Source organism: Streptomyces sp. NPDC089424 (assembly GCF_044749345.1).
Classification (GTDB): Bacteria; Actinomycetota; Actinomycetes; order Streptomycetales; family Streptomycetaceae; genus Streptomyces.
Genome location: NZ_JBIVHU010000002.1, coordinates 995,768 through 1,020,001 on the forward strand (window position 1 = coordinate 995,768; position 24,234 = coordinate 1,020,001).

Here is a 24,234-nt window from a genome sequence, read left to right on the forward strand (position 1 = left end):
GACCATGAGCAAGGCGTACGTCTCCGCACACCAGTTGGTCGCCGGGAGGTACCGGCTCCTGGAGACCGTCCATCGCGAGTCGAACCGCGTGTGCTGGTACGGCGAGGACGTCGAGGCCGCCCGCCCCTGCCTGCTGACCCGGGTCGGGCTGCCGGGCGAGCCCGACGGGGATGCCGCGCGCCGGACCGTCGGCCGCATCATGCGCACGTCCGAGACGATGGGACGGCTGTGTCCCGGCCGGGTCGCGGGCGTGATCGACGCGGTCGCGGAGGAGGGCGCGCTGTGGACGGTGACGGAGTGGCTCGGCGGTACGCCGCTCGGGGAACTGCTCGCCGGGCACGGCTCGTTCAACTACGTGCGGGCGGCCCGTGTCGGGCTGGAGCTGCTCGACGTGCTGGAGGTCGCACACGGCGAGGGCATCACGCACGGCGAGCTGAGCCCGGGACAGATCCTCGTCCGCGACGACGGACCGGCGGTCGTCGCGGGCTTCGGGCTGGCGGGCGCGACGCTGGCCCCCCGGCTCACGGCGCTGTCGTACGCCTCGCCGGAGCAGGCCCGCGACGAGCGCATCGGACCCGCCGCCGACCTGTGGGCGCTCGGCGCGATCCTCTACACCATGGTCGAGGGCCGCCCGCCGTTCCGGGAGCGGGAGCGGCCCGAGGCCACGCTGAAGGGCGTGGACCGGCTTCCACTGCGCACACCGCTGCGTGCCGGGCCCCTCGCGCAGGTGGTGCAGGGCCTGTTGCGCAAGGACGGCCGGGAGCGCCTCACCCGGCCCGTGGTGCGCGAGGCACTCACCAGGGTGGTCGGCGAGGACGCCGACGCGGCCCCCTCCCCCGCGCCGGTCCCCCGGCTGCGCCGCGCCTACGCCACCGCCCTGCACGTCACCGACCCGGGGTGGAGCAGACGGACCATGGTCGCCGGGACGGCGCTGGCCCTCGTCACGGTGGCGGTCGCGGTGCTGGCGGTGACCCGTGACCCGTCCGGCACGGACACGTCCGCCTCCGGCGGCGAGACCCGCCCGCCGGCCTCCGCCGGGGCCCCGGACCCGAACCGCCCGTCCACCCCCGCGCCCACGCCCACCGCCCCGGCGCCGAGCACTCCGGCCGAGCCGCCCTCCGGTGTGGCCCCGTCGCCCTCGGCCCCCGCCCTGCCACCCGGCTTTCGCACCTATCGCTCCCCCGACGGCTTCTCCGTCGCCCTACCCGAGGGCTGGAAACCCCTGAGCACGACACGCGCGTCCGATCTCGCCTACCGCGTGGTGCTCGGCGCGCCCGGCGACGCGCGCACGCTGGCGGTGACGTACAGCGCGCGCGTCGGACCGGACCCGGTCGCGGTCTGGCGCGACGACGTCGAACCGGGGCTGCGGCAGACCGCCGGGGACTACCGGCGGATCGGCGACATCCGCGCGACGACCTACCAGGGGCGGGCCGCCGCCGACATGGAGTGGCTGGCCGACGCCGACGGCAGCCGGGTCCGCACCCTCGGCCGGGGCTTCCTCATCGGCGGCGGACGCGGCTACTCACTGCGCTGGACGACCCCGGCCGAGGTGTGGGACGACGCGAGCAACCGCCGCGCCCTGGAGACCTTCCTGCGCACCTTCCGGCCGGCCGAGAGCTGAACGCCACCGGCCGGGATCCATGGGGCACTGCGCCGTTTCCCCCGGCCGGTCACGGAAACTCGCCCCCTATGGTGCAAATCGGATACACGATGATGACCGAACAGGCCGGTCCCCGTGATCTCGTGGACCACGTGGTGCGGGCCGAGGCAGCCGGTTTCGACTTCTCCGTGACCTCGGACCACTACTTTCCGTGGCTCCGCTCGCAGGGTCACTCACCGTACGCGTGGAGCGTGCTCGGCGCGGCCGCGCAGGCGACCGAGCGCATCCCGCTGATGACCTACGTGACCTGCCCGACCGTCCGCTACCACCCGGCGGTGGTGGCGCAGAAGGCGGCGACCATGCAGTTGCTGGCCCAGGGCCGCTTCCGGCTCGGGCTCGGGTCGGGCGAGAACCTCAACGAGCATGTCGTGGGGGGCGGCTGGCCGTCCGCCGACGTGCGGCACGAGATGCTGGAGGAGGCCGTCGAGATCATCCGCGCGCTGTTCGCGGGCGGCCATGTGAACCATCACGGCACGCACTTCGACGTGGAGTCGGCCCGGCTGTGGGACCTGCCCGACGAGCCGCCGCCGATCGGCATCGCCGTCTCCGGTGAACAGTCCTGCGCGCTGGCGGGGCGGCTCGCGGACCTCGTCATCGCCACGGAACCGGAAAAGGGGCTGCTGGAGGCCTTCGACCGGCACGGTGGCACCGGCAAGCCGCGCGTGGGCCAGCTGCCGGTCTGCTACGACCCCGACCGCGACACGGCGGTGAAGCGGGCGCACGCGCAGTTCCGCTGGTTCGGCAGCGGCTGGAAGGTCAACGCCGAGCTGCCGCACCCGGACTCCTTCGAGTCGGCGACGCAGTTCGTCACCCAGGACGACGTCGCCGCGTCGATCCCGTGCGGCTCCGACCCGGAGGACTTCGTCGAGGCGGTGCGCCCGTACGCCGAGGCCGGCTTCACGGAGATCGCCCTGGTGCAGATCGGCGGCGACTCGCAGCCGGAGTACCTGGACTGGTCGGCGAAGACCCTGCTGCCGGCGCTGCGCGACGCCCTCGGCTGAACGTCCTTCCGCCGCTCTCCGCGTCGCACGGCGCGCCGGAGAATCACCCTCAGGACTGAGCATCAGACGCACGACGGGGGTACTAGAGGGTCTCCACGACCGTTCTCCTCGGAGGCCCTCTGGTGAACACCGATGTGCACAAGACCCTGGTCATGCAGCTCCAGGCGGGCACCGCGGACCGCTTTCCCGTGCTCGCCCACCTCGGTTACGAGGCCGACGACCCCTTCGCCGTCACCATGGCGTTCAGCCATGACGGCCATGTCCTCGCCCGGTGGCGGCTGGACCGCGAGATGGTCCTCGACGGGCTGCGGCGGCCCGTCGGCATCGGCGACGTGCGCTTCCGCCCGGTGTCCACGGGCATGTGGGACGAACTGCGCATGGAGTTCTTCGGCGACGCCCGGTCGGACGGGGAACGCCATCACGCGGTGGTGTTCGCCTGGGCCGCCGCCGTCGACTCCTTCCTGCGCCGCACCCACGAGATCGTCCCGCCCGGGCAGGAGCAGTTCGAGGTGGACGACTTCCTGGCCGAGGTCATCGCCGACGGCTGAGTAGCCGCGGTGAGTAGCCGTACTCATGACCGGGTCCGGCGGCGCCGACACGATGGGGCTCCCACCAAGAGGAGTGCGCCCATGTCCGCTGTCAGTCCCGACCCCCGCCGGATCTCCCCGCTGTCCGCCGCCCGCGCCGGCCGGCGGCTGCCCCTGCTGCTCGCCGGGCTGGTGACCGTGGCACTCGCGGTGTCCGCCTGGGAGCCGCACGACCGGGCGACCTGGTTCCTGGAGACGGTGTGGGTGATCGTCGGACTGCCGGTGCTGTTCCTGACCTGGCGGCGGTTCCCGATGACGGGGCTGCTGTGCTGCCTGCTGGCCGCGCACGCGCTGGTCCTGATCGTGGGCGGCCACTACACCTACGCGCAGGTCCCGCTCGGCGACTGGGTGCGCGACACCTTCGGCCTGGACCGCAACCCCTACGACCGCTTCGGTCACCTCATGCAGGGCTTCGTACCGGCCGTCCTGGTACGGGAGTTGCTCGTGCGCACCTCGCCGCTGCGCGGCAGCCGCTGGCTGGCGCCGCTCGTCGTGTGCGCGTGCGTGGCCTTCAGCGCGGTCTTCGAGATGCTGGAGTGGGCGGCGGCCGTGATCGGGGGCGAGGCGGCGGACGCGTTCCTGGCCACACAGGGCGATGTGTGGGACACGCAGTGGGACATGTTCTGCGCCCTGGTGGGCGCCATCGCCTCGCTGCTCCTGCTCAGCCGGTTCCACGACCGGCAGCTGGGCGCACCGGCCCGTCGGTGACCCTGAGCCCTCAGTGGTCGTTGCTCGTGTGGCGGCGCCGGGTCCACAGCGGCAGCGCGAACCAGCACAGCGTGTACCAGAGGGCGATGCCGGCCACGATCCACGGGACGTAGGGGTCGTGGGTCGCCACGCGCAGGATCAGCAGCAGCGCGCAAACCATGGTGACGAGCAGCAGGATCAGGCCGACGAAGGTGAGCCGGGAGGCCCAGGTGACCGCCTGCGGCTTCACCCGGCGGCCGGCGACCAGGCGGTGCAGCGACACCGGGCCTATCAGCGCGCCGGTGGCCGCCGCGCCGACGACCACCGTGACGATGTAGATCCGGCGGTCCATGTCCGACAGGTCCGCGAAGGTCGGGGTGAAGACCACGGTGAGCAGGAAGCCGAACAGGATCTGGACGCCCATCTGGGCGATCCGGACCTCCTGGATGAGCTCGCCCCACATCCGGTCGGCCCGCTCCTCCTCGGTCTCGTCCCGCCCTCTGTGCCGCTGCACACTGCCTTCCGCGGTCGCCACGGTTCCTCCCGGTCGAGAACGTCCGAAAACTCTTCCCCACCGGGTTCCCCGGGAGCGGTGCCGTTACCAGCGAGACTCGACCTGGTCCTTGATCCGTGCGGTGTAGAGGTCCTGGATCGCGCCGAGGGTCGCCTCGGACAGGTCCGGAAGGTGGGCCGCGGCGGCGTTGGCGCGGGCCTGCTCGGCGGAGCGGGCGCCGGGGATCACCGTGGTGACGCCGGGCTGCTGGACGATCCAGCGCAGTGCGAGCTGGGCCGGGGTGCAGCCCTCGGGGGCAAGGGCGGCGAACTCGGCCGCGGCCTCGACGCCGGTGGCGTAGTCGACGCCGGAGAAGGTCTCGCCCTGGTCGAAGGACTCGCCGTGCCGGTTGTACGTGCGGTGGTCGTTCTCCGGGAAGACGGTGTCCTTCGTGTACTTGCCGGACAGCAGGCCCGAGGCGAGCGGCACCCGGGCGATGATGCCGACGCCGGCCTCCCGGGCGGCGGGCAGCACCTCACGCAGCGGCTTCATCCGGAACGGGTTGAGGATGATCTGCACGCTCGCCACGTTCGGCCGGGCGATCGCGGTGAGGGCCTCGGCACAGGTCTCCACGCTCACCCCGTACGCGGCGACGCGCTCCTCCTCGACCAGGGTGTCGAGGGCGTCGAAAACCTCGTCGGAGGAGTAGACGGGGGTGGGCGGGCAGTGCAGCTGCACCAGGTCGACGCGGTCGACGCCGAGGTTGCGGCGGGAGCGGTCGTTCCAGGCGCGGAAGTTGTCCAGGACGTAGTTCTCGGGGATCTGCTCGACCCGGCGGCCCATCTTGGTCGCGACCAGCACGTGCAGGTCCGGCCGGCTGCTCAGGAACGTGGCGATGGTCTGCTCGCTGCGCCCGTCGCCGTAGACGTCGGCGGTGTCGAAGAACGTCACCCCCGACTCGGCCGCCGCCTCCAGCACCGTGAGGGCTTCCTTGTCGTCGACGTCTCCCCAGTCGGCGCCCAGTTGCCAGGTGCCCAGACCGACGACCGACGCATGCTGACCCGACCTGCCGAATTCACGTTCTTCCATGGGGATCAGTCTGTCACCTGCCACCGGCGCGCACGGAGGCGGTCGCCCCGGGCGGCCACCCGCGCATCCCTCACTCACACGAGTGAGGGAACACGGGCGGGCGGACGGTGCGCGCCCGAACCGCCCTAGCGTGAACGCGTGACCGACGGTTTGACCGAAGAGCCCCCTTTCCCCACCCGGCGCGGCTTCCTGCGCACCGCCGCCGCCCTGTCCGCCGTACCGGCCGTGCTGGCGCCCGATCCGGCCGCCGCCGCGCGGGAGCTGCCCGGATTCCCCGAAGACGTCAGCCTGTACCGGACCGCGTACCGGAACTGGACCGGCGAGATCACCGCCACCGGCCTGTGGGCCTGTGCCCCGGGCGGGCCGCGGCAGGTGGTCGCGGTCGTCAACTGGGCCCGGCGCGCGGGCTGGACGGTCCGCGCCCGGGGCGCCTCGCACGGCTGGTCCCCGCTGACGGTCCCGGAGGGGACGCGCCCCGACGCTCCCGTCCTGCTCGTCGACATGACCCGGCACTTCACGGGCCTCGCCCTCGACGGACGGACCGCCGTGCGCGCCGGCACCGGCGTCACGACGGAGGCGCTGCTGACCCATCTGGAGGGGCACGGGCTCGGCCTCACCGCCGTACCGGCGCCCGGCGACCTCACCCTGGGCGGCGTCCTGGCCGTCGACGGACACGGCACGGCCGTGCCGGCCCGGGGCGAGCGGCGGCTGCCCGGGCACACGTACGGCTCGCTGAGCAATCTGGTGCTGTCGCTCACCGCCGTGGTGTGGGACGAGGGCAGCGACGCCTACGTCCTGCGCACCTTCCGGCGCGACGAGCCCGACTGCGCCGCGCTGCTCACCCATCTGGGGCGGGCACTGGTGACGGAGGTGGTGCTGCGGGTGGGGGCCGACACCCCGCTGCGGTGCGTCAGCCGCGTCGACATCCCGGCGGGTGAGCTGTTCGCCGCGCCGGGTTCGGGCGGGCGGACCTTCGAGAGCTTCCTCGACGCCTCGGGGCGGGTGGAGGCGATCTGGTTCGCCTTCACGGAGCTTCCCTGGCTGAAGGTGTGGAGCGTGGCCCCGACGCGGCCGCCGGCCTCACGGCGGGTCTCGGGGCCGTACAACTACCCGTTCTCGGACAGTGTTCCGCGACCGGTGGCGGATCTGGTCGGTCGGATCGTGGCGGAGGGCGCCTGGTCGCTGGCTCCGGTGCTGGGGAACCTCCAGTACGACGTGGCCGCGCTCGGGCTGGCGGCGACGCTGTCCGGGGACATCTGGGGGCCTTCCAAGAACACGCTGCTGTATCTGCGTCCGACCACCCTGCGGGTGCACGCCGACGGCTACGCCGTGCTCACCTCACGGGGGCAGGTGCAGCGGGTGATCCACGAGTTCACCGGTTTCTACCGGGAGCTGCTCGCGTCCTACGCGTCCCGGGGCCGCTTCCCGGTCAACGGCTCGGTCGAGATCCGCGTGACCGGCCTCGACGACCCTGCCGACGCCGAACTGGCGGGCGCCCTTGCCCCGTCGCTGTCCGCGGTGCGGCCGGCCGAGGACCGTCCCGAGTGGGACTGCGCGGTCTGGCTGGACGTGCTCACGCTGCCGGGCACGCCGCACGCGGAGTCGTTCCTGCGCGAGCTGGAGCGGTTCCTGCTCGGCGGCTACGACGGCCGGAGCGGCGGCGGGTACGCGCTCGCGCGGGTCGAGTGGTCCAAGGGCTGGGCGTACACGGACTCGGGCGCGTGGCAGGACGAGGACGTCATCGGCACCGCGGTGCCCGCCTCGTTCGGGGAGGGCGTGTGGGGGCGGGCGGCCGGCGTGCTGGACCGGCTCGACCCGCACCACGTGTTCAGCAACGCCTTCCTGCGGCGGCTGCTGGGCTGAGCGGGACTATTTCAGGGTGCGGCCGTGCGCCGTGCGGGCGAGCCGCGGGCCCAGCCAGCGCTTGAGCCGGCGCAGCGCCTCCAGTTGCCCGGCCGCGCGGTCGAGCCGGTAGTACAACTGCGGCGGGACGTAGGGCAGCAGGGGCGAGTGGCGCTGGCCCAGCAGGGCGAACATGCGCTCCGGCGGCAGGTGGATGTAGCGGGGCAGGTTCTCGTACCACTGGGCGCTGTAGCGCGCGGCGCTCTGCGTGGACAGCAGTGCCGCCTTGCGTTCGCGCTCGTAGCGGGCGAGGGCGTCGGGAACATGGGCGTGCTCGCGGAGCGCCGCCGCCAGCGCGATGGCGTCCTCCAGGGCGAGCGTGGTGCCGGCGCCGATGGAGTAGTGCGTGGTGTGGGCGGCGTCGCCGACGAGGACGAGGTTGTCGCGGGACCAGGTGCGGTTGGTGAGGGTGCGGAAGTTCAGCCACTGGGCGCCGCGGCGCGCGCAGGAGCGCGAGATGAGCCGGTGGCCGTCGAGGACGACGGCGAAGAGCTTCTCCAGCAGTGCCAGTCCGTCCGCCTCGTCGGCGCCGTCGAGACCGAGGCCGTGGAGGGTCTCGGGGGCGCACTCCACCACACAGGTGCTGCGCCGGTCGTCGAACGGGTAGCCGTAGCACCAGATCCAGCCGTGCGGGGTCTCGACGAAGGCGAAGGTGAAGGAGTCGAAGACCTTGGTGGTGCCGAGCCAGATGTAGGAGTTCCGGCCCGTCGTCACCTCCGTGCCGAAGTGGCCCGCGTGCCGGGTGCGCAGGGCGCTGCCGACGCCGTCGGCGGCCACGACCAGGTCGGAGTCGGGCAGATGGTCCGGGGTGGTCTCGCGCTCGTACTCCACGCGGACGCCCAGGGCGCGGGCCCGGTCGGCGAGGATCTCCAGGAACCGGTGCCGGCCGATGCCGAAGCCCTGGTCGCCGGGGTGCCGGGTGGTCAGGTCCCGTACGTGCGCGACGCCTTCGTTCCAGCGGACGGAGTGCGCGTCGAGGGCACGGGCCGACTCGGGGTCGTGCGCGTGGAGGGTGTCGAGCAGTCCGCGCCAGTAGGTGACTCCCCAGCCGTAGGTCGAACCCTCCGGGTCACGTTCGTGCACGGTGATGTCATGGGACGGGTCCTGCCGTTTGAGCAGGATCGAGAGATACAGGCCGGCGGGCCCGCCACCGACACAGGCGACCTTCACGCACACCCCTAGGAATTACCCAAAGCGATCATTTCGCGACGCAGGGTAGCAGGCGGGTCGAGGTGCGGGCCGCCTCTCGAAAACGCGTCATCTTCCGGGAGTGAGCCAGGCCACGCGGGGTGCTGCGGCCGGCGAAGGATCGCCGTCAAGATCGCGACCTGGGGAAGGAATTCCCCCTTCCGGGCTGTCCTGGCAGCCATGTCGGCAAGATCAGCTTGCTTCAACCTTGCACGAGATATGGCTGCTTGTCCGGATCGGGGCCAACCACACCCGGGGGATTTCTCCCGCTCTCGCACCGGCCGGTAGGCATGCGGGGTCGTCGATCGAACGACCTGCCGAATCACCCTCATCGAACCTGGAGGTCCGCATGCCGGAACTCAGCCGTCGCCGCGCGCTCACCGCCGCGGCCGCACTCGCCGCGACCGCCGGCGCCACCGCGGCCGTCGCCTCCGGCGCGGCGGCCGACGCCGCCACCGCCACCCCTGTGCCCGGCACGCCGCAAGCGGCCGGGCACGAACACGGCCACCACTCCCCCGCGCCCTTCGACGAGGTCTACAAGGGCCGCCGCATACAGGGCCACCCGGTCGACGGGGGCGGTCACGCACATCACGGCGGCTACGCCGTGTTCGTCGACGGCGCGGAACTGCATGTGATGCCGAACGCCGACGGCACCTGGATCAGCGTGGTCAGCCACTACGACCCGGTGGCGACCCCGCGGGCCGCCGCGCGCGCCGCGGTCGACGAGCTCCAGGGCGCCCGGCTCGTCCCGTTCCCCGCCAACTGACCTTCCCCGCACCACATCTGGAGTCTCCGCACATGACCGTCCGCAAGAACCAGGCGAGCCTGTCCACCGACGAGAAGCGGCGTTTCGTCGCCGCGCTCGTGGAGCTCAAGCGCAGCGGCCGCTACGACGAGTTCGTCACGACGCACAACGCCTTCATCCTCGGCGACACCGACAACGGCGAGCGCACCGGGCACCGTTCACCGTCCTTCCTGCCCTGGCACCGCAGATTCCTGCTCGAATTCGAACGGGCGCTGCAGTCGGTGGACGCGTCGGTGACACTGCCCTACTGGGACTGGACCGCCGACCGTTCCGTGCGCTCCTCGCTGTGGGGTCCGGACTTCCTCGGCGGCACCGGGCGGGCCCGGGACGGGCGTGTGTCGGACGGGCCGTTCTCCGAGGCGAGCGGCAACTGGCCGATCAACGTGCGGGTCGACGGCCGGACGTTCCTGCGCCGGTCGCTGGGCAGCGCGGTCCGGGAGCTGCCCACCCGGGCCGAGGTGGACTCGGTCCTCGCCATGGCGACGTACGACATGGCGCCGTGGAACAGCGCCTCGGACGGGTTCCGCAACCACCTGGAGGGCTGGCGGGGGGTCAATCTGCACAACCGGGTGCACGTCTGGGTCGGCGGCCAGATGGGCACCGGTGTCTCCCCGAACGACCCGGTGTTCTGGCTGCACCACGCCTTCGTGGACAAGCTCTGGGCCGAGTGGCGGCGCAGGCACCCGGCGTCCGGCTACCTCCCGGCGGCCGGGACGCCGAACGTGGTCGACCTCGACGAGCCGATGAAGCCGTGGAACGACGTCACCCCGGCGGACCTGCTGGACCACACCGCCCACTACACGTTCGACACGGACGCCTAGGGCCCCGGCGGACGGGGAGCGCCGCGCCGGGCAGCGGTCACTCGCGTGACCCGGACGGCGCTCCCGCCGTGGCCGACCCGTTCACCACGTCCACGTCGCTCGCGCGGACGTAGGCCAGCCGGTGACCGAACTGGATCTCGTAGTACTCGTCGTCGCCCTTGACGACCCGGAAGGCGCTGTCGGAACCCGACTTGTCGACATAGGTACCGGCGACGCGGTCCTGGGTCACGTAGCGCTGACCGGCGAGGAGGCTGTAGGGAAGCGGCGCGTCGTCCGACACCGGCACGTCGTCGGGATAGGCGTCCGGCTCCGGGTAGGCGCGCCCGTACACCGGGATCTCGCTCAGCCCCGCCTTCGGGGTCACCATCCGGCCGGTCGTGCCGATGGCCGTCGGGCGGGTCCTGGGGTTCTTGAACCAGGCCTGGTTGCCCTGGTACCAGATCGCCGTCCAGTCGCCCTTGCGTCCGGCGACGGCGAAGACCTGGCCCGTGGAGACCCGCGACCCCAGGTCGTTGACGTCCTCGGTCGAGGCATCGCCCTCCGGGCGGCGGCCGGGGTCCTGGATGAGCGGGGCGTCGTCGCGCGGCTCGGTGTGCAGCCGGACCGCGCTGGAACCGTGCGGCGCGCACGGCACGCCGCTGGCCTTGCATCCCGTGAACAGCGGCTTGTGCGTGTCGTAGTCGGGCAGCATGACCACCATGTCGCTGTCCCGTCCCGCCCGGCCGCGCAGCGGGGCGCCGAGCAGGTCGAAGTAGTGCTCCCAGTCCCAGTAGGGGCCCGGGTCGTCGTGCATGTCGGGGATGGTCACGCCCATCGGGGAGGGCACGTTGTCGTGGCCGAAGATGTGCTGCCGGTCGAGCGGGACGTCGTACTTCTTGGCCAGGTAGCGCACCAGGCGGGCCGAGGCCTGGTACATCTGCTCGGTGTACCAGGTGTCCGGCTGGGCGAGGATCCCCTCGTGCTCGATGCCGATCGAGCGGGCGTTGACGTACTGGCTGCCGGAGTGGCGTGCCGCGTCCTTGGTCTTCACGTGCTGGACGACATGGCCGTCGCTGGAGCGGACGGAGTAGTGCCACGACACCTCGGTCGGGTCCTGGACCGTCTGGAGCATGGCCGGCAGCGGGCCCTCGGTGTCATGGATGACGATGTACTCGACCTTCTGGTCGTTGGGCCGGTCGGCGGGGTCGAAGTTGCCGTACTCGCCGTCCCCGATCTCCACGTGCGGCGCCCGGACCCAGGAGCAGGACAACTCCGGCGGGCACTCGATGTCCTTCGCCCGTTTCGGGTCCTTCGGCGGGGCCTTCACGCCGGGGCTCGCGGGCAGGGTGATCTGCTGTCCCGCGTCGGTGGTGCGGCGCGCGCCGCGCCGGATCACGGTGAAGACGTCGCTGGCGAAGGTGTTCGCCGACACGGTGTCGCCCATGCCGGGGAAGCGCGCCACCGCCTCCCACCAGTCCGAGGGGTCGGCGCTGAGCGGCTTGCCGAGCTCGCGCTGCATCGCCGCCAGCAGTGCCGCGCCGCCGCGCACGTTGGCGGCCGGGTCGGTGCGCAGCTGCTCCACCGGCACCCCGACGAGGCGGGCTGCGCGTTGCAGGTCCGCGGGCTGCAGGGAGCGGCTGCCCCGGCCGTTCTGCTTGCCCGGCCCGGACTGCGGGCCCGCGAGGCCGCCCGTTCCCGGCAGCGCGCCCTGGACGTGGGGCCGGTCCACCAGGTGCATCGGGCCGTAGCCGCCGGCGACGCTGGGCGCGCCGAGGTGGGAGTCCCACCGAGACTGCTGGTAGGACACGCCCATCAGCACACTGGGCGGCACGCCGTACTCGGCCGCCGCGGCAGTGAAGACGTCCTGCAGACGGCGGTCCTTCGTCGCGCTGTTCTCGACCTCCGGGCCGCTGTCGGAATGCGGCAGGCTCAGCAGCGTGACCAGCAGCGGAACCTGCAGCGCCACCGACGCGGTCACGCAGACGACCCGTCGGCGGCGCCGCCGTACTGCGTCGGGGACACGGGGGGTGGCGGGATCTGTCATTGCAAGGGCCTCCGGTGATGCTCGGCGCTACCACGACAGCGGAGTCGCTCTCCACGTCACCCCTCGTACGCTTCCGTGCCCGGAGCGCCACGTCGCGCCAAGGGTCACCGAGCTGGACCAGCCGCCCGTCACAGGCCACCCGGTCAGCGGCAGTCCGCCCGTCCGGGCGGCGGAAGCCCCGAGCTCCCCCTACCGACGGGTACCGCCCGGCGCCCACGCACCCCGCTCAGTCCTGGACCCGGTCCACCTCCCAGTCGGGGTGCCCCGGCATCGGCGGGGTGCGGTCCCCGTACAGCCAGGACGTCAGAAACGCCGTCAGGTCCTCGCCCGCCACCTCCGACGCGAGCGCGACGAAGTCGCGGGTGCCGGCGACCCGGCCGCGGTACTTCGTCACCCAGGCCCGCTCGATCCTGTCGAAGGTCTCCTCGCCGACCTTCTCCCGCAGGGCGTAGAGCACCAGTGCCGAGCCGTCGTAGCGCATCACCTTGAAGAGGGTCGGTTCGGTGGGTTCGGCGGGGGCCCCGTCGTCGTGCCGCCACTGGTCGTGCTGTGCGTACGCCGAACGCATCGCGTCCTCGAGGGCGACGCCGCCGTGGGCGTCGGAGTAGAGCCGCTCGTAGAAGCGGGCGTGCCCTTCGCTCAGCCACAGGTCGGACCAGCGCCGGATGGCGACGCTGTTGCCGGTCCACTGATGGGCCAGCTCGTGCACGAGATCGCGTTCGGCGTCGATCCGGTCGCCCAGCAGGTCGGCCTTGGGCACCACGGACAGCGACTGCGTCTCCAGCGCCACCGGCAGATCGGTGTCGCCCACCAGGACGCCGTAGCGACGGAAGGGGTAGGGGCCGAGGCGCTCCTCCAGCCAGGTCAGATGGTCGGACGTCAGTGCGCGAGGTTCCTCGGTGTCGGTCACCAGGCCCTCGGGGACCACGTCGCGCACGGGCAGCCCCCGCGGGCCGGTGCGGTCGACGAAGGAGAACTTCCCGATCGCCAGCTGGATCAGCTGGGCCGCGAGCGGATGCTCGGAGTCGTACGTCCACCGGGTCCGGCCGTCCGGACGCCGGACGCGCTCGACGAGCCGGCCGTTGGCCACGGCGCTGAGGCCCGGCGGGGTGGTGACGCGGAAGGTGACCGGGGCCCGCAGGCTGGGGTGGTCGTTCACCGGGAAGATCATCTTGGCGCCGTTGGGCTGCGCGCAGACCACGGTGCCGTCCGGCGTGGGCACCCAGCCGTACGTCTGGATGGCGTCGCCGCGCTCCCGTTGCTGGGTCGGGTCGGCGGTGTAGCCGACCCGCACGGTGAAGGCGGCTCCCTTCTGGATCGGCTTCGCCGGGGTCACGACGAGCTCGTCGCCGTCGCGTGCGGCTCCGGCCGCCACGCCGTCGACGGTGACCGTGTGCAGCGTGTTGCCCGCGAAGTCGAGGTTGAAGCGGGACAGGGCCTGGGTGGCGGTGGCACTGATGGTGGTCCCGGCGGCGAAGGGGGTGCGCGGGGCGCGCCAGTCGAGGTCGAGCGTGTAGCGGCGCACCGTGTAGCCGCCGTTGCCGTCGAGCGGCAGCAGCGGATCGCCGGCGCCCGGCGCCCCGGGAGCCGGGCCCGGCGAGGCGCCGGACGGACCGGCCGCCGGGGTGTCGCGCCGGCCGGCGGGTGACTGATCGCCGAAGGGGAAGGTGCCCGTGAGGGCGGCGACGGCGGTGATGCCGACGGCCCCGGTGACCGCGAGGGCGAGCGCCCCGCGGCGCCGGCGTTCACCGGCCGGCTCCACCCGAAGGCGCGCGAACGGCCCCTTCACGGGTGCAACCGTCGGACGTCGCGGCAACCGGTAGTCGTGATCGTCATGGGCGCACTATGCCAGCAAGATGTCAGCAAATCTGTTGATATGCGCGCGCCTTCCATCCGTGCGGGCTACAAGGCTCCTCGGAAATGGTTGCAGCGGCACACAGTGACATCCCTCACGTGACCGTGCCGTATCCACGTGGCGCGGTAGTACATGAGCCCCGGGCGATATACGCGGACTTGCCAGCCGGAAACAGACAAACGGCACTCGCGAGAGCCTCGGACGGGACCGACTCGCCCCTTTCGCACCACCTGCCCGGCGCACACATGGCCTTGACGGCGCGTCAGGGACGGCCGTCCGCGCCCTGAGCCGGGTGTGCACACCCGCGCGCCGTGTTCAAGGGCCTTCGGCGCCTACGAGGCCGGGTAGTAGTGATGCGCGTTGCCCCCTCCTCACGCCCCTTTTAACAATGACGGCCCGACAAGGCGTCACCGCAGGTCAGACACAGCGCCCACGCCGTGCCTGCCGCGGAGGCGACCAGCGACGACGACCGAGCGAGGTCCCATGAGGAAGCACCGCAGGAAGACGCGCCATCGGCACATAGCCGTCGCCGCCGTCGCCCTCACCGCACTGGCAGTGCCGTCCGCCGCCATGGCCTGTCTGAACGACGGCAGCGCCGAGGCCGGGCAGACCCCCCGCCCCGACGGGCAGTGGCAGCACTGGAGGAACGCGGCCCATTGGCAGGGAGGGTCCGCCCCCCAGGGCGGCGCCTCGCCCTGGGGCGGCAACAGCGCACCCCAGGGCACCACGACGCCGGGCACGACGGCACCCGGAGGTGGCGCCCCCGCCGCCACGCCGTCGGGCGACTCCGGCGCACCGGCCACGGCGTCCAGCGCCGTGAAGCGCATCGTGACCCTGGTGAACAGCGAGCGCGGCAAGGCCGGTTGCTCCGCGGTGAAGCTGAACGCCGAGCTCACGGACGCGGCACAGGACCACAGCGCCGACATGGCGAGTCACCGGAAGATGTCGCACACCGGCTCGGACGGCTCGGACCCGGGCCAGCGCATCACCAAGGCCGGGTACGACTGGCGGACGTACGGCGAGAACGTTGCCTACGGCTACAGCTCCCCCGAGCAGGTCATGGACGGCTGGATGTCCAGCCCCGGCCACAAGAAGAACATTCTGAACTGCGCCTTCAAGGAGATAGGGGTCGGGCTCGCGCAGCCCGGCAACTACTGGACGCAGGACTTCGGCACCGCCCGCTGAAGCACCCGCCCGATGCCGCCCCGGGACCGTTCCCGGGGCGGCATCGCCGTGTCCGGAACAAGCCCATCCCTGCAGTCCCATACGGGTACTTGCACGGCTATGCACCCAATTTGAACGATTTCAAAAAATAGCCCGTTTCAAGATGCCGCGGTACGCGCGCGGGACTAACGTCTCTCATGAAAGCCGCAAACCGGGGCACACCCCGGTCGGCTAGGTTCCTGCACAACGAGGACCGCGACCGTAGCGCCACCCGCCTGACACAGTGCGGAAGCTGACAGCGGCGCCGGCGGCCGAGAGGTGCTTCTCCATTCTTGCGGCAACGCCCATGACCGTGCCGCTCGCTTCACTGCTGGGTGCGGCCATCCATCTCGTGCTGGGTACTGCGCGAGACGATGGAAGGAAAGGTACAACCATGCGATCACTTCGCGCGAGGCGTCTCATCGCGGCGTCTGCCACCACCGTTCTGATGGCGGGCGGCGCAGCGATCGGCGCAGCGGGCACGGCTTCGGCCGCTGTCCCGACCGGGCACACGTACAGCAACTCCTACGGCAACGACTCGTGGGACGACGACGATGACGGGTGGGGCGGCGGCTACCGCGGCTACGACAACGACGACGACTGGGGCAACGGCGGCTGGGGCAACGGCGACGGCGACGGCTACGGCAATGGCGGTGGCTACGGCGGCGGCGGTCACGGCGACGGCGGTGGCTACGGCGGCGGCGGTCACGGTGGCGGTGGCGGTCACGGCGGCGGCGGTCACGGTGGTGGCGGCGGTCACGGCGGCGGCGGTGGCGGTGGCCACGGCGGCGGCGGTGGCGGAGGCGGCCACTGACAGTCGTACTGTCCAGGCGATGCGCGGCTCCCTGGGGGAGTCGCGCATCGCGGCGTCACCGCGGTGTCACGCCGAGTCCGCCGTCCGGCACTCCGGGTGGCCCCAGCCCTGGGCGTTCTTGGCGATCTGTTCGCCGGCCGCGTAGGGGCGCCCGCAGACACAGCGGCCGGGGAACTTCGCCTTGATCGTGCGGGCGGAACCGCCGCCCTTCCGGCCCGCCTTGGCCGCCGTCGGCCGGCGGCGCGCGACGGTCGGCGGGGTGTCCGGCGAGGCCGGCGGCTCCGGTGAGCCGAGCCCGCTGCCCGCGGCCTCCTGCACGGACGCGGCCTGGCTCGCGGCCCGGTCGGCGAAGTCGTTCAGCGGGTCGCCGTCGACCTGGTGCGCCGGGACGTGGCGGAACTCGACGGCACGGCCTTCGAGGAGTGCGTCGATGCGCACGACGAGGTCCTGGTTGGCGACCGGCTTGCCGGCGGAGGTCTTCCAGCCGTTGCGCTTCCAGCCGGGCAGCCAGGTGGTGACGGCCTTCATGGCGTACTGGGAGTCCATCCTGATCTCCAGTGGTACGCCCGGGTCCGTCGCCGTCAGCAGGCGCTCCAGCGCGGTCAGTTCGGCGACGTTGTTGGTGGCCCTGCCCAGGGGCCCCGCCTCCCAGCGCGTGGGGGACTCGTTCTCGTCGGCCACGACCCAGGCCCAGCCCGCCGGTCCGGGGTTTCCCTTGGAAGCCCCGTCGCACGCGGCCACCACTCGTTCACGCATGCGTCCGATCATGCCACGAGCGGGCCGGGCCCCTGACCGGGGAGTCGCTCAGGACGGGTAGCTCAGGTCCGGCATCTCCCCCACGGTCGTCGTGGTGTCGATCACCGAGAAGTTCGCGCCCTGCGGATCGCTGAGGGCGGCGAACCGGCCGAACGGACTGTCCGTCGGCCCGTACCGCAGGACTCCGCCGAGCTTGGTGGCGCGGGCGACGGCGTCGTCGCAGTCGGCGACGGCGAAGTAGACGTTGATGTAGTGCGGCACCTCGGGCGGGAACTCGTCGGTCATCCTCATCCGGCCGAGGACGGGCCCGCCCTCCAGGTTGAAGATCCGGAAGTCGACGCCGTCGTCCTCCAGCTGCTGTGCCGTGTACGGGAAGACGGCACAGAAGAAGGTGTCCGACTTCTCGGGCTCCCGGGTGAACACCTCCGCCCAGCAGTACGCGCCCGGCTGGTCCATGGGCGCCTCGAACCCCTCGTGCGTGCCCGGTTGCCACACGCCGAAGACGACACCGCTCGGGTCGGTGGCCAGGCACATGCTGCCGAAGTCGCCGACCTGCATCGGATCCATCAGCACCTGACCGCCGTTCTCCCGGATCCGCCCGGCCGTCGCGGCCGCGTCGGGCGAGGCGAAGTACAGGCACCACTGCGACTGGCCCTCCTGGCCGGGCATCGGGGGCACGACGGCGGCGACCGCCTTCCCGCTGGAGTAGGCCTGCGTGTAGTTGCCGAACTCCGACGACTCCTCGCCGAAGGTCCAGCCGAGGACGTCGGCGTAGAAGGTCTTCGCCCCCTCCACGTCGCTGAACATCGCGTCGGCCCAGATGGGGGTTCCCTCGGGTTTTCCGGCCATGGCTGTGGCCCTTCCGGTTCGATGGGGTTGTCCGGTTCCTCACGCTAGTCATCGGGAAGTCCACCTGCGCGCCGAACGCGGGCTTCCGTCCCAGACTGGAAGGGATCCCGGTGCACGGGGCCTGGGGCCGTGGACGCGGGGGCCGTTGCGGAGAGGCGGGGCGCCATGACGGTGGTGGACACGACGATGCGGGCGTGGTCCGTGGTGACTGCGGGGCCGGTGGGAACGGGCGGACTGCGGCGCCTCGACCGGCCGGTGCCGGTCCCCGCGGAGGACGAGTTGCTCGTGCGGGTGCGGGCCTGCGGGGTGTGCCGCACCGACCTGCACGTCGCCGAGGGAGACCTGCCCGTGCACCGGCCGGGGGTCGTCCCGGGCCACGAGGTGGCCGGTGTGGTGGCCGGCGCCGGCGCCGCGGTGCGCGGCTTCGCGGCCGGGGACCGGGTGGGCGTGGCCTGGCTGCGCCGCACCGACGGCACCTGCGCCTACTGCGCGCGCGGCGCCGAGAACCTGTGCCCGGCCTCGCGGTACACGGGCTGGGACGCGGACGGCGGATACGCCCGGTACACGACCGTACCGGCGGCGTTCGCGCACCGGCTGCCGCCCGGCCTGGACGACGTGGCGGCGGCGCCGCTGCTCTGCGCCGGCATCATCGGGTACCGGGCCCTGCGGCGGGTGTCGCTGCCGCCGGGCGGCCGGCTCGGTCTGTACGGCTTCGGCGGCAGCGCCCATCTGTGCGCGCAGGTCGCGATCGCGGAGGGCGCCCGGGTGCATGTCCTCACCCGGGGTGCGGCGGCGCGCCGACTGGCCCTGGAGCTGGGGGCGGCGTCGGCGCGGGACGTGCGCGAGGCGCCGCCGGAGCCGCTGGACGGGGCGATCCTGTTCGCCCCGGTCGGCGATCTGGTCCCGGTGGCGCTGCGGGCGCTGGACCGGGGCGGGGTGCTGTCCGTCGCCGGGATCCATCTGTCGGACATCCCGCCGCTGCGCTACGAGAGCGAGCTGTTCTACGAGAAGGAGCTGCGCAGCGTCACCTCCAACACACGCAAGGACGCACGCGAGTTCCTGGCGCTGGCGGTGCGGCACGGCGTGCGGGCGACCACGCACACCTACCCCATGGCGCGGGCCGACCAGGCGCTGGCCGATCTGAAGGCGGGCGCTTTCGACGGGGCGGCGGTGCTGGTGGAGGACGGGTGACCGGCCGCACGGGGCGGCCGGTCCTGGCCGGGCGCGGGTGGGTCAGCGGAACGCGCGCCGGTCGGCGTGGAGGCGGTCCGTCAGCCGGATGGTGATGAACTCGTTGTCGTCGGCCTTGCCCGGCGTGCGGCCGGTCGAGAACGGGAAGTTGTTGTCGTTCAGGACGGCCAGCGTGCGGTCGTCGAGCAGGACGACGTCCTCGATCGTGGTGAACGGGAAGCGGAAGGTCTCGCCGAAGCCGCCGAGCCCCTTCGGGTTGGCGATGTCCAGCAGGTCGGCGACGAGCGTCTTGTCCATCACGCCGTCGTGGTCGCGGTCCCGGGTGTCGGCGAGGTAGATCCGCTTGAACTTCGCGTCGTCGCCCTGGCCGCCGTCGCGCTCGATGACCAGGAAACGGTGCCGGTCGACGGCGACGGCGTCGCCGATCGCGTTCGCGGTCGACTCCAGGCGGTAGACGAACCGCTTGCCGGTGTACGCGCGCTCGCGCAGATCGAACTCGCTGAACCGCAGGTCGCCGGGCGTGTCGCCGGTGACGGTCCCTTCCAGCAGCGGGTAGAGACGCCGGCCGTCGACGGAGCGGACCAGGCCTTCGAAGCCCTTGCTGCTGCCGATGGTCGGCTGCGCGCCGCCGAGGTAGGGGTTCTCCGGGGCCTGTACGCCGTCCAGCGCGACGGGTGCCTGCAGGAGCCGGCCCTTGGCGTCGAAGTGCAGCAGGAACGGGCCGAACTCGTCGCCCATCCAGTAGGTGCCGTCGGCGACCCGCACGATCGACTCGACGTCGAAGTCGGCGCCGGTCAGCTTCCGGTCGGCGCGGGTGAGCCCGAAGGGCACCTTGCGGTACGGGTCGCTCAGGTCGAAGCCGCCCAGCACCCGCACCTTCCCGGTCCGCACGTCCGGCTCGATGCGGTGGACGCGCAGCAGGTAGTCGGCGCTGTTGGCCTTGTTGCCGTAGCCGTTGTCGGACAGGACGTCGAAGGTGCCGTCGTGCCGGTCGACGACACCGCTGAAGCCCTGGACGGGCTGGTGGGCGAACGGCGCCGCGACGCCGTTGACGGGGCCCTCACCGATGAGCGCGCCGGACGGCTCGCTGCCCGGGACGAAGGTCTCGGCGGGCAGCGAGGCGAACCCGGTGAGGGTGGCACGCCCGAAGTCGTCGTGCGCGGGGCCGTTCCCGGCCACCGCGGGGGAGGCGAGCGCCGCGGTCAGAAGTGCGGCGCTGAGCAAGATCGAAGGTCTTCTCATGGCGGGCACCGTAGGGACACCGAATGACCAGTGCGCCAACGCGGAGAGACGAATCCGGACACGTGTGCGGTCGTGGTTCCGCTGTCCGGCGCGTGTCTTCCCCCTGCCGCCGGGCTGTGCTTGCCTGGGTGGCCTTGTCGGCGGCGGGGCGGGGGTGCCGGATGGGCGGACGGTGGGTGACGGGGATGCTGCTGGCCGGTGCCGTGCTGCTCGGCGCCTGCGGCGATCCGGCGTCCGGACCGCAGGCGGCGCGGCCCGCGCCCTCGGCGCCCGGTCAGGCGGAGGCCTCGCCACCCACGCTCCCGCCATCCGAGCCCTCGGCGCCCGGGGTGCCGGGCACCACCCGGCACAGTGCGCCGCGCGCCCCCGTCAAGGCGCCGACCGTGCTGTATATAGGGGACTCGCTGGCGACGGAGAACCAGCGGGTGCTCGGCCAGGAACTCCGCCGGGACCTGCGGGCGCACTACAGGAGCGTCCCCTACTCCGGCACCACGTTGTGCGACTACCTGGAGGGCACCGGCGAGCGGTCCCTGGTGCCGGACGCGGACAAGGCGGCGGCCTTGGTGCGCGCTGTGCGGCCCGACTTCGTGGTGCTGCAGTTCTGGGGCAACTCCTGGGGCTACACGCCGTGCATGGACGGCATCACGTACGACGCCTCCCGCGGCCGCTATCTGGCGCGGTACGCCGCCGACGCGCGGCGGCTGGCCGAGCAGATCGACGCGGCCGGCCGCGACCGCCGGCCACGCGTCGTCTGGGTGCTGCAGGGCCCGGACCCGGTCACTCCGGACCGGGTCCGGCGCGTGAATGCCGTGTACCAGGAACGGGCCGCCGCCACCGGCGACCTGGTCGCCGACGCGGGCCGGGCGGTGAGCGCCGCCGGGGCCCGCTACTCCTGGACGCAGTACCTGCCCTGCACCCCCTACGAACGTGCCCGTCCCGCCTACTGCACCCAGCCCGGCAGCGACCGCACCGCGCTCCACCGCGACGACGACCACCTGCACTTCTGTCTGGCGCCCACTACGTCCACCCCGAAGCCGTGTCCGGTGCGCTCACCCGGCGTCCTGCGGATCGCCCGGGAGATCACGCGGGCGGTCGGGGAAGCGGCCCGCTCGCGCTGACGTCCCGTCGTGGGGCCCGCCCGTCGTCGTCCGGCGGTCGCCGGCGCGCAAAACCGGTCGACACGGCCCGGCCCGTACCGGTGGGATGGCCGCCATGTGTGCCGTCAGAATGCATGCGGACGAGGTCGAACTGGACGTGCCCCTGGTCCGGCGGCTGATCGACGGCCAGTTCCCGCGGTGGGCGGAGCTGCCGTTGCGCCGGCTGGAGTCGTCCGGCACCGACAACGCGATGTTCCGGCTGGGCGACGAGCTGGTCGTACGCCTGCCCCGCCGGCCGGGCACCGTGGGGGACGTGCGGCACGAGCTGATTTGGCTGCCCGCGCTGGGTCCGCACCTTCCGGTGGACACCCCTCAGCCGGCCGGGCGGGGCGAGCCCGGCGCCGGGTTCCCCTTCCCCTGGTCGGTGTACCGCTGGCTGGAGGGGCGCAATCCCGTCGCCGGGGCGCTCGACGAGCCGGACCTGCTCGCCGCGGACCTGGCGGAGTTCGTCACCGCGCTGCGCCGGGTCGACGCCGGGGACGGGCCGCCGAACCGCCGGGGCGTGCCGCTGGCCGCCCGGGACGAGCCGACGCGGGCGGCCGTCGGACAGCTGGCGGGCCGGGTGGACACGGACGCGATGACCACCCTGTGGGAGGAGGCCCTGCGGGCGCCGCGGTACACGGGCCCGCCCGTGTGGGCGCACGGCGACCTCTCCCCCGGGAACGTACTGGTCCGCGAAGGACGGCTGAGCGGTGTGATCGACTTCGGACTCGCCGGGGTGGGGGACCCCGCCGTCGATCTGATCGTGGCGTGGAACCTGCTGCCCGCGAGGGCGCGGGAGACCTTCCGCCGCCTGGTGGGCGCGGACGACGCCGAGTGGGCGCGCGGGCGGGGCTGGGCGTTGTCGATCTCGCTGATCCAGCTGCCGTACTACTGGGAGACCAATCCGCCGCTCGCCGCGAGCTCACGGCATGTGATCAAGGAGGTCCTGGCCGAGGCGGTGTGAGGGAGCGCCCTCGCGCGGGGCCCCCGCCGCGCTGCCGGCGAGGGCGCCTGCCCCGGCACCGCGATCACTCGCCCGCGTGGGCCTTGCGCAGGGCGGCGATGTCGAGCTTGCCCATCGCCATCATGGCCTGGGTGGCACGGGCGGCCTTCTGCGGGTCCGCGTCGGTGATCAGCTCCGTCAGTCCCTCCGGGATCACCTGCCAGGACAGGCCGTACTTGTCCTTCAGCCAGCCGCACGGTCCGGGCTCGCCGCCGTTCTCGGTGAGCTTGGCCCAGTAGTGGTCGACCTCCGCCTGGTCCGCGCAGAGGACCTGGAAGGAGACCGCCTCGTTGAACGTGAATTGCGGTCCGCCGTTGAGCGCGACGAACTTCTGGCCGTTCGCCGTGAACTCCACGGTCATCACCGAGCCGACGGGCTGGAAGGTTCCCTCCCCGTAGCGGGCGAGCGCGCCGATGCTGGAGTTCTTGAAGACCGAGACGTAGAAGTGGGCGGCCTCCTCGGCCTGGTCCTCGAACCAGAGACATGTGGTGAATCCGTCGGTGGCCATGGGCACCTCCTGTGCGGGGAACGCGGTCAGCTGTATCGACCGGCGGGGACCGCGAAACTCATCGGTCGCGTCCGGCCTCCTTCCGGCGACCCCATCCGGACGGCAGGCCCTAGCATCGCGACCATGACCATGTCCTCGCCCGCCGACGGCATCCGGCCCTTCCGCCTCGACATCCCGCAGCGTGAGCTCGACGACCTGCACGACCGCCTCGACCGCACCCGGTGGCCCGAGGAGCTGCCCGGCGTCGGCTGGGCGTACGGCGTGCCCGGGGACTACCTGCGCGAGCTCGCCGCATACTGGCGGCACACCTACGACTGGCGTGCGGCGGAGGCGCGACTCAACGAGTGGCCGCAGTTCACCACCACGATCGACGGGGCGAACGTCCACTTCGCGCACGTCCGCTCCCCGGAGCCGGACGCCACGCCGCTGGTCGTGACGCACGGCTGGCCCGGCTCGATCGTGGAGTTCTCGGACGTGGTGGGGCCGTTGACCGACCCGGCCGCGCACGGCGGGGATCCCTCCGACGCCTTCCACGTCGTGCTCCCGAGCATCCCCGGCTTCGGGCTGTCCGGGCCGACGCGGGACACCGGCTGGGAGGCGGGCCGGGTCGCCGACGCGTGGGCCGAACTGATGAGCCGGCTCGGCTACGAGCGGTTCGGGGCACAGGGCGGTGACTGGGGCGCGGCGATCTCCCGCGAACTGGGCCGCGCCCATCCCGGGCGGGTGCTCGGGGTCCACCTCAACCTGCTGCCGGGCGGCTCGGCGACGACCGAGCCGACGGGTGAGGAGCTGGCCGGGCTGAGCGCCGAGGAGCGCGAGCAGACGCTCGCCTCGTGGCGCCGCTGGAGCGTGTGGTCGCGGGAGGGCACGGGGTACGCCGCGTTGCAGTCCACCCGGCCGCAGACCCTGTCGTACGCGCTGAGCGATTCGCCCGTCGGTCAGCTCGCCTGGATCGTGGAGAAGTTCTGGGAGTGGACGGACTCCCGGGAGCTGCCCGAGGAGGCCGTCGACCGGGACAGGCTGCTCACCGACGTGATGCTGTACTGGCTGACCGGGACGGCCGGTTCGTCGGCCCGTATCTACTACGAGCGGGCCCACGCGGCCGAGGGTGCGCGCAGGGCCGAGCCGCGGCAGCCGTCCACCGCGCCGACCGCCGTCGCCGTGTTCCCGGCCGAGATCCAGATCCCGCTGCGCCACCAGGCGGCCCGCACCGAGAACGTCGTGCGCTGGACGACGTTCGACCGGGGTGGGCACTTCGCGGCGATGGAGCAGCCGGACCTGTTGGTGGACGACGTCCGGGCGTTCTTCCGGCAGGTGCGGGACGAGCAGGGCGGCTGAGCCGGGGCGGGGCCGCCGCGACGGCGGGACCGCGCGCGCTCGAAGGCGCTCCGCGCCCGTGTCCGGTGCGTGCGCCTCTG

Annotated in this window: 22 protein-coding genes; 13 read left to right on the forward strand and 9 right to left on the reverse strand. The window is 72.6% G+C overall.

What is annotated here, in order from left to right; genetic code table 11:
* Positions 1 to 4 precede the first annotated feature (4 nt).
* The 4 genes from ACIP2X_RS12060 to ACIP2X_RS12075 all read left to right on the forward strand — a co-directional run bounded on the left by ACIP2X_RS12060 (position 5) and on the right by ACIP2X_RS12075 (position 3,956).
* Positions 5 to 1,621, forward strand: coding sequence for a serine/threonine protein kinase (locus tag ACIP2X_RS12060; protein ID WP_401670898.1), 1,617 nt, complete (start codon positions 5 to 7; stop codon positions 1,619 to 1,621).
* 68 nt (positions 1,622 to 1,689) lie between these two features.
* Positions 1,690 to 2,661 carry an LLM class F420-dependent oxidoreductase gene (locus ACIP2X_RS12065; RefSeq protein ID WP_401670901.1) on the forward strand — a complete coding sequence of 324 codons (972 nt, stop codon included), beginning with the start codon at positions 1,690 to 1,692 and terminating at the stop codon, positions 2,659 to 2,661.
* A 122-nt stretch (positions 2,662 to 2,783) separates the two neighbouring features.
* Positions 2,784 to 3,209, forward strand: coding sequence for an SsgA family sporulation/cell division regulator (locus ACIP2X_RS12070; RefSeq protein WP_401670904.1), 426 nt, complete (start codon positions 2,784 to 2,786; stop codon positions 3,207 to 3,209).
* Positions 3,210 to 3,290: 81 nt separating this feature from the next.
* Positions 3,291 to 3,956, forward strand: a complete 666-nt coding sequence (locus ACIP2X_RS12075) for a DUF2238 domain-containing protein (protein ID WP_401670907.1) — start codon at positions 3,291 to 3,293, stop codon at positions 3,954 to 3,956.
* Between the two features lie 10 nt (positions 3,957 to 3,966).
* Here the strand turns inward: ACIP2X_RS12075 and ACIP2X_RS12080 are convergent, their stop codons facing one another.
* Together ACIP2X_RS12080 and ACIP2X_RS12085 are read right to left on the reverse strand one after the other, a co-directional pair.
* Positions 3,967 to 4,470, reverse strand: coding sequence for a DUF6328 family protein (locus tag ACIP2X_RS12080; protein WP_401670909.1), 504 nt, complete (start codon positions 4,468 to 4,470; stop codon positions 3,967 to 3,969).
* Positions 4,471 to 4,533: 63 nt separating this feature from the next.
* Positions 4,534 to 5,517, reverse strand: a complete 984-nt coding sequence (locus tag ACIP2X_RS12085) for an aldo/keto reductase (protein ID WP_401670912.1) — start codon at positions 5,515 to 5,517, stop codon at positions 4,534 to 4,536.
* A gap of 138 nt (positions 5,518 to 5,655) precedes the next feature.
* Here ACIP2X_RS12085 and ACIP2X_RS12090 point away from each other — a divergent pair, with 138 nt between their 5' ends.
* A complete protein-coding gene (locus ACIP2X_RS12090) occupies positions 5,656 to 7,380 on the forward strand; it encodes a cholesterol oxidase substrate-binding domain-containing protein (RefSeq protein ID WP_401670915.1) in 1,725 nt (574 codons plus the stop codon).
* Positions 7,381 to 7,386: 6 nt separating this feature from the next.
* On the opposite strand, the gene ACIP2X_RS12095 is transcribed toward ACIP2X_RS12090, so the two are convergent.
* Entirely contained in the window at positions 7,387 to 8,595 is a 1,209-nt protein-coding gene (locus ACIP2X_RS12095; protein WP_401670918.1) for an FAD-dependent monooxygenase, read from the reverse strand.
* Positions 8,596 to 8,956: 361 nt separating this feature from the next.
* Between ACIP2X_RS12095 and ACIP2X_RS12100 the strand changes: the two genes are divergently transcribed.
* Both ACIP2X_RS12100 and ACIP2X_RS12105 read left to right on the forward strand, forming a co-directional pair.
* Positions 8,957 to 9,373 carry a tyrosinase cofactor gene (locus ACIP2X_RS12100; RefSeq protein ID WP_401670920.1) on the forward strand — a complete coding sequence of 139 codons (417 nt, stop codon included), beginning with the start codon at positions 8,957 to 8,959 and terminating at the stop codon, positions 9,371 to 9,373.
* A gap of 32 nt (positions 9,374 to 9,405) precedes the next feature.
* On the forward strand, positions 9,406 to 10,233 hold the full coding sequence (locus ACIP2X_RS12105) for a tyrosinase family protein (RefSeq protein WP_401670923.1): 828 nt from the start codon (positions 9,406 to 9,408) through the stop codon (positions 10,231 to 10,233).
* Positions 10,234 to 10,270: 37 nt separating this feature from the next.
* Here ACIP2X_RS12105 and ACIP2X_RS12110 read toward each other — a convergent pair whose 3' ends face one another.
* A complete protein-coding gene (locus ACIP2X_RS12110; RefSeq protein WP_401670925.1) occupies positions 10,271 to 12,256 on the reverse strand; it encodes an N-acetylmuramoyl-L-alanine amidase in 1,986 nt (661 codons plus the stop codon).
* Between the two features lie 226 nt (positions 12,257 to 12,482).
* Positions 12,483 to 14,045 carry a M1 family metallopeptidase gene (locus ACIP2X_RS12115; protein WP_401670927.1) on the reverse strand — a complete coding sequence of 521 codons (1,563 nt, stop codon included), beginning with the start codon at positions 14,043 to 14,045 and terminating at the stop codon, positions 12,483 to 12,485.
* Between the two features lie 549 nt (positions 14,046 to 14,594).
* Between ACIP2X_RS12115 and ACIP2X_RS12120 the strand changes: the two genes are divergently transcribed.
* Both ACIP2X_RS12120 and ACIP2X_RS12125 read left to right on the forward strand, forming a co-directional pair.
* On the forward strand, positions 14,595 to 15,296 hold the full coding sequence (locus tag ACIP2X_RS12120; RefSeq protein WP_401670930.1) for a CAP domain-containing protein: 702 nt from the start codon (positions 14,595 to 14,597) through the stop codon (positions 15,294 to 15,296).
* Between the two features lie 412 nt (positions 15,297 to 15,708).
* Positions 15,709 to 16,128: a hypothetical protein gene (locus ACIP2X_RS12125; RefSeq protein ID WP_401670932.1), complete on the forward strand. Its 420-nt coding sequence runs from the start codon at positions 15,709 to 15,711 to the stop codon at positions 16,126 to 16,128.
* A gap of 66 nt (positions 16,129 to 16,194) precedes the next feature.
* On the opposite strand, the gene ACIP2X_RS12130 is transcribed toward ACIP2X_RS12125, so the two are convergent.
* Positions 16,195 to 16,896, reverse strand: a complete 702-nt coding sequence (locus ACIP2X_RS12130; protein ID WP_401670934.1) for a ribonuclease H — start codon at positions 16,894 to 16,896, stop codon at positions 16,195 to 16,197.
* A gap of 36 nt (positions 16,897 to 16,932) precedes the next feature.
* The gene (locus ACIP2X_RS12135) at positions 16,933 to 17,733 is read right to left on the reverse strand and encodes a VOC family protein (protein ID WP_401670937.1); all 801 of its coding nucleotides are present in this window, start codon (positions 17,731 to 17,733) and stop codon (positions 16,933 to 16,935) included.
* 186 nt (positions 17,734 to 17,919) lie between these two features.
* On the opposite strand from ACIP2X_RS12135, the gene ACIP2X_RS12140 reads away from it, so the two are divergent.
* Positions 17,920 to 18,924: a zinc-binding alcohol dehydrogenase family protein gene (locus ACIP2X_RS12140; protein ID WP_401672313.1), complete on the forward strand. Its 1,005-nt coding sequence runs from the start codon at positions 17,920 to 17,922 to the stop codon at positions 18,922 to 18,924.
* Between the two features lie 42 nt (positions 18,925 to 18,966).
* Here ACIP2X_RS12140 and ACIP2X_RS12145 read toward each other — a convergent pair whose 3' ends face one another.
* Positions 18,967 to 20,166 (reverse strand): esterase-like activity of phytase family protein, encoded by a 1,200-nt coding sequence (locus tag ACIP2X_RS12145; protein WP_401670940.1) that lies wholly within the window; start codon positions 20,164 to 20,166, stop codon positions 18,967 to 18,969.
* Between the two features lie 161 nt (positions 20,167 to 20,327).
* On the opposite strand from ACIP2X_RS12145, the gene ACIP2X_RS12150 reads away from it, so the two are divergent.
* Positions 20,328 to 21,284: an SGNH/GDSL hydrolase family protein gene (locus ACIP2X_RS12150; RefSeq protein ID WP_401670943.1), complete on the forward strand. Its 957-nt coding sequence runs from the start codon at positions 20,328 to 20,330 to the stop codon at positions 21,282 to 21,284.
* Positions 21,285 to 21,378: 94 nt separating this feature from the next.
* Positions 21,379 to 22,269, forward strand: a complete 891-nt coding sequence (locus tag ACIP2X_RS12155; RefSeq protein WP_401670946.1) for an aminoglycoside phosphotransferase family protein — start codon at positions 21,379 to 21,381, stop codon at positions 22,267 to 22,269.
* A gap of 64 nt (positions 22,270 to 22,333) precedes the next feature.
* On the opposite strand, the gene ACIP2X_RS12160 is transcribed toward ACIP2X_RS12155, so the two are convergent.
* Complete coding sequence (locus ACIP2X_RS12160) at positions 22,334 to 22,816, reverse strand: VOC family protein (RefSeq protein ID WP_401670949.1); 483 nt, start codon at positions 22,814 to 22,816, stop codon at positions 22,334 to 22,336.
* A gap of 123 nt (positions 22,817 to 22,939) precedes the next feature.
* Here ACIP2X_RS12160 and ACIP2X_RS12165 point away from each other — a divergent pair, with 123 nt between their 5' ends.
* Complete coding sequence (locus tag ACIP2X_RS12165) at positions 22,940 to 24,154, forward strand: epoxide hydrolase family protein (protein WP_401670951.1); 1,215 nt, start codon at positions 22,940 to 22,942, stop codon at positions 24,152 to 24,154.
* Positions 24,155 to 24,234: the final 80 nt, after the last annotated feature.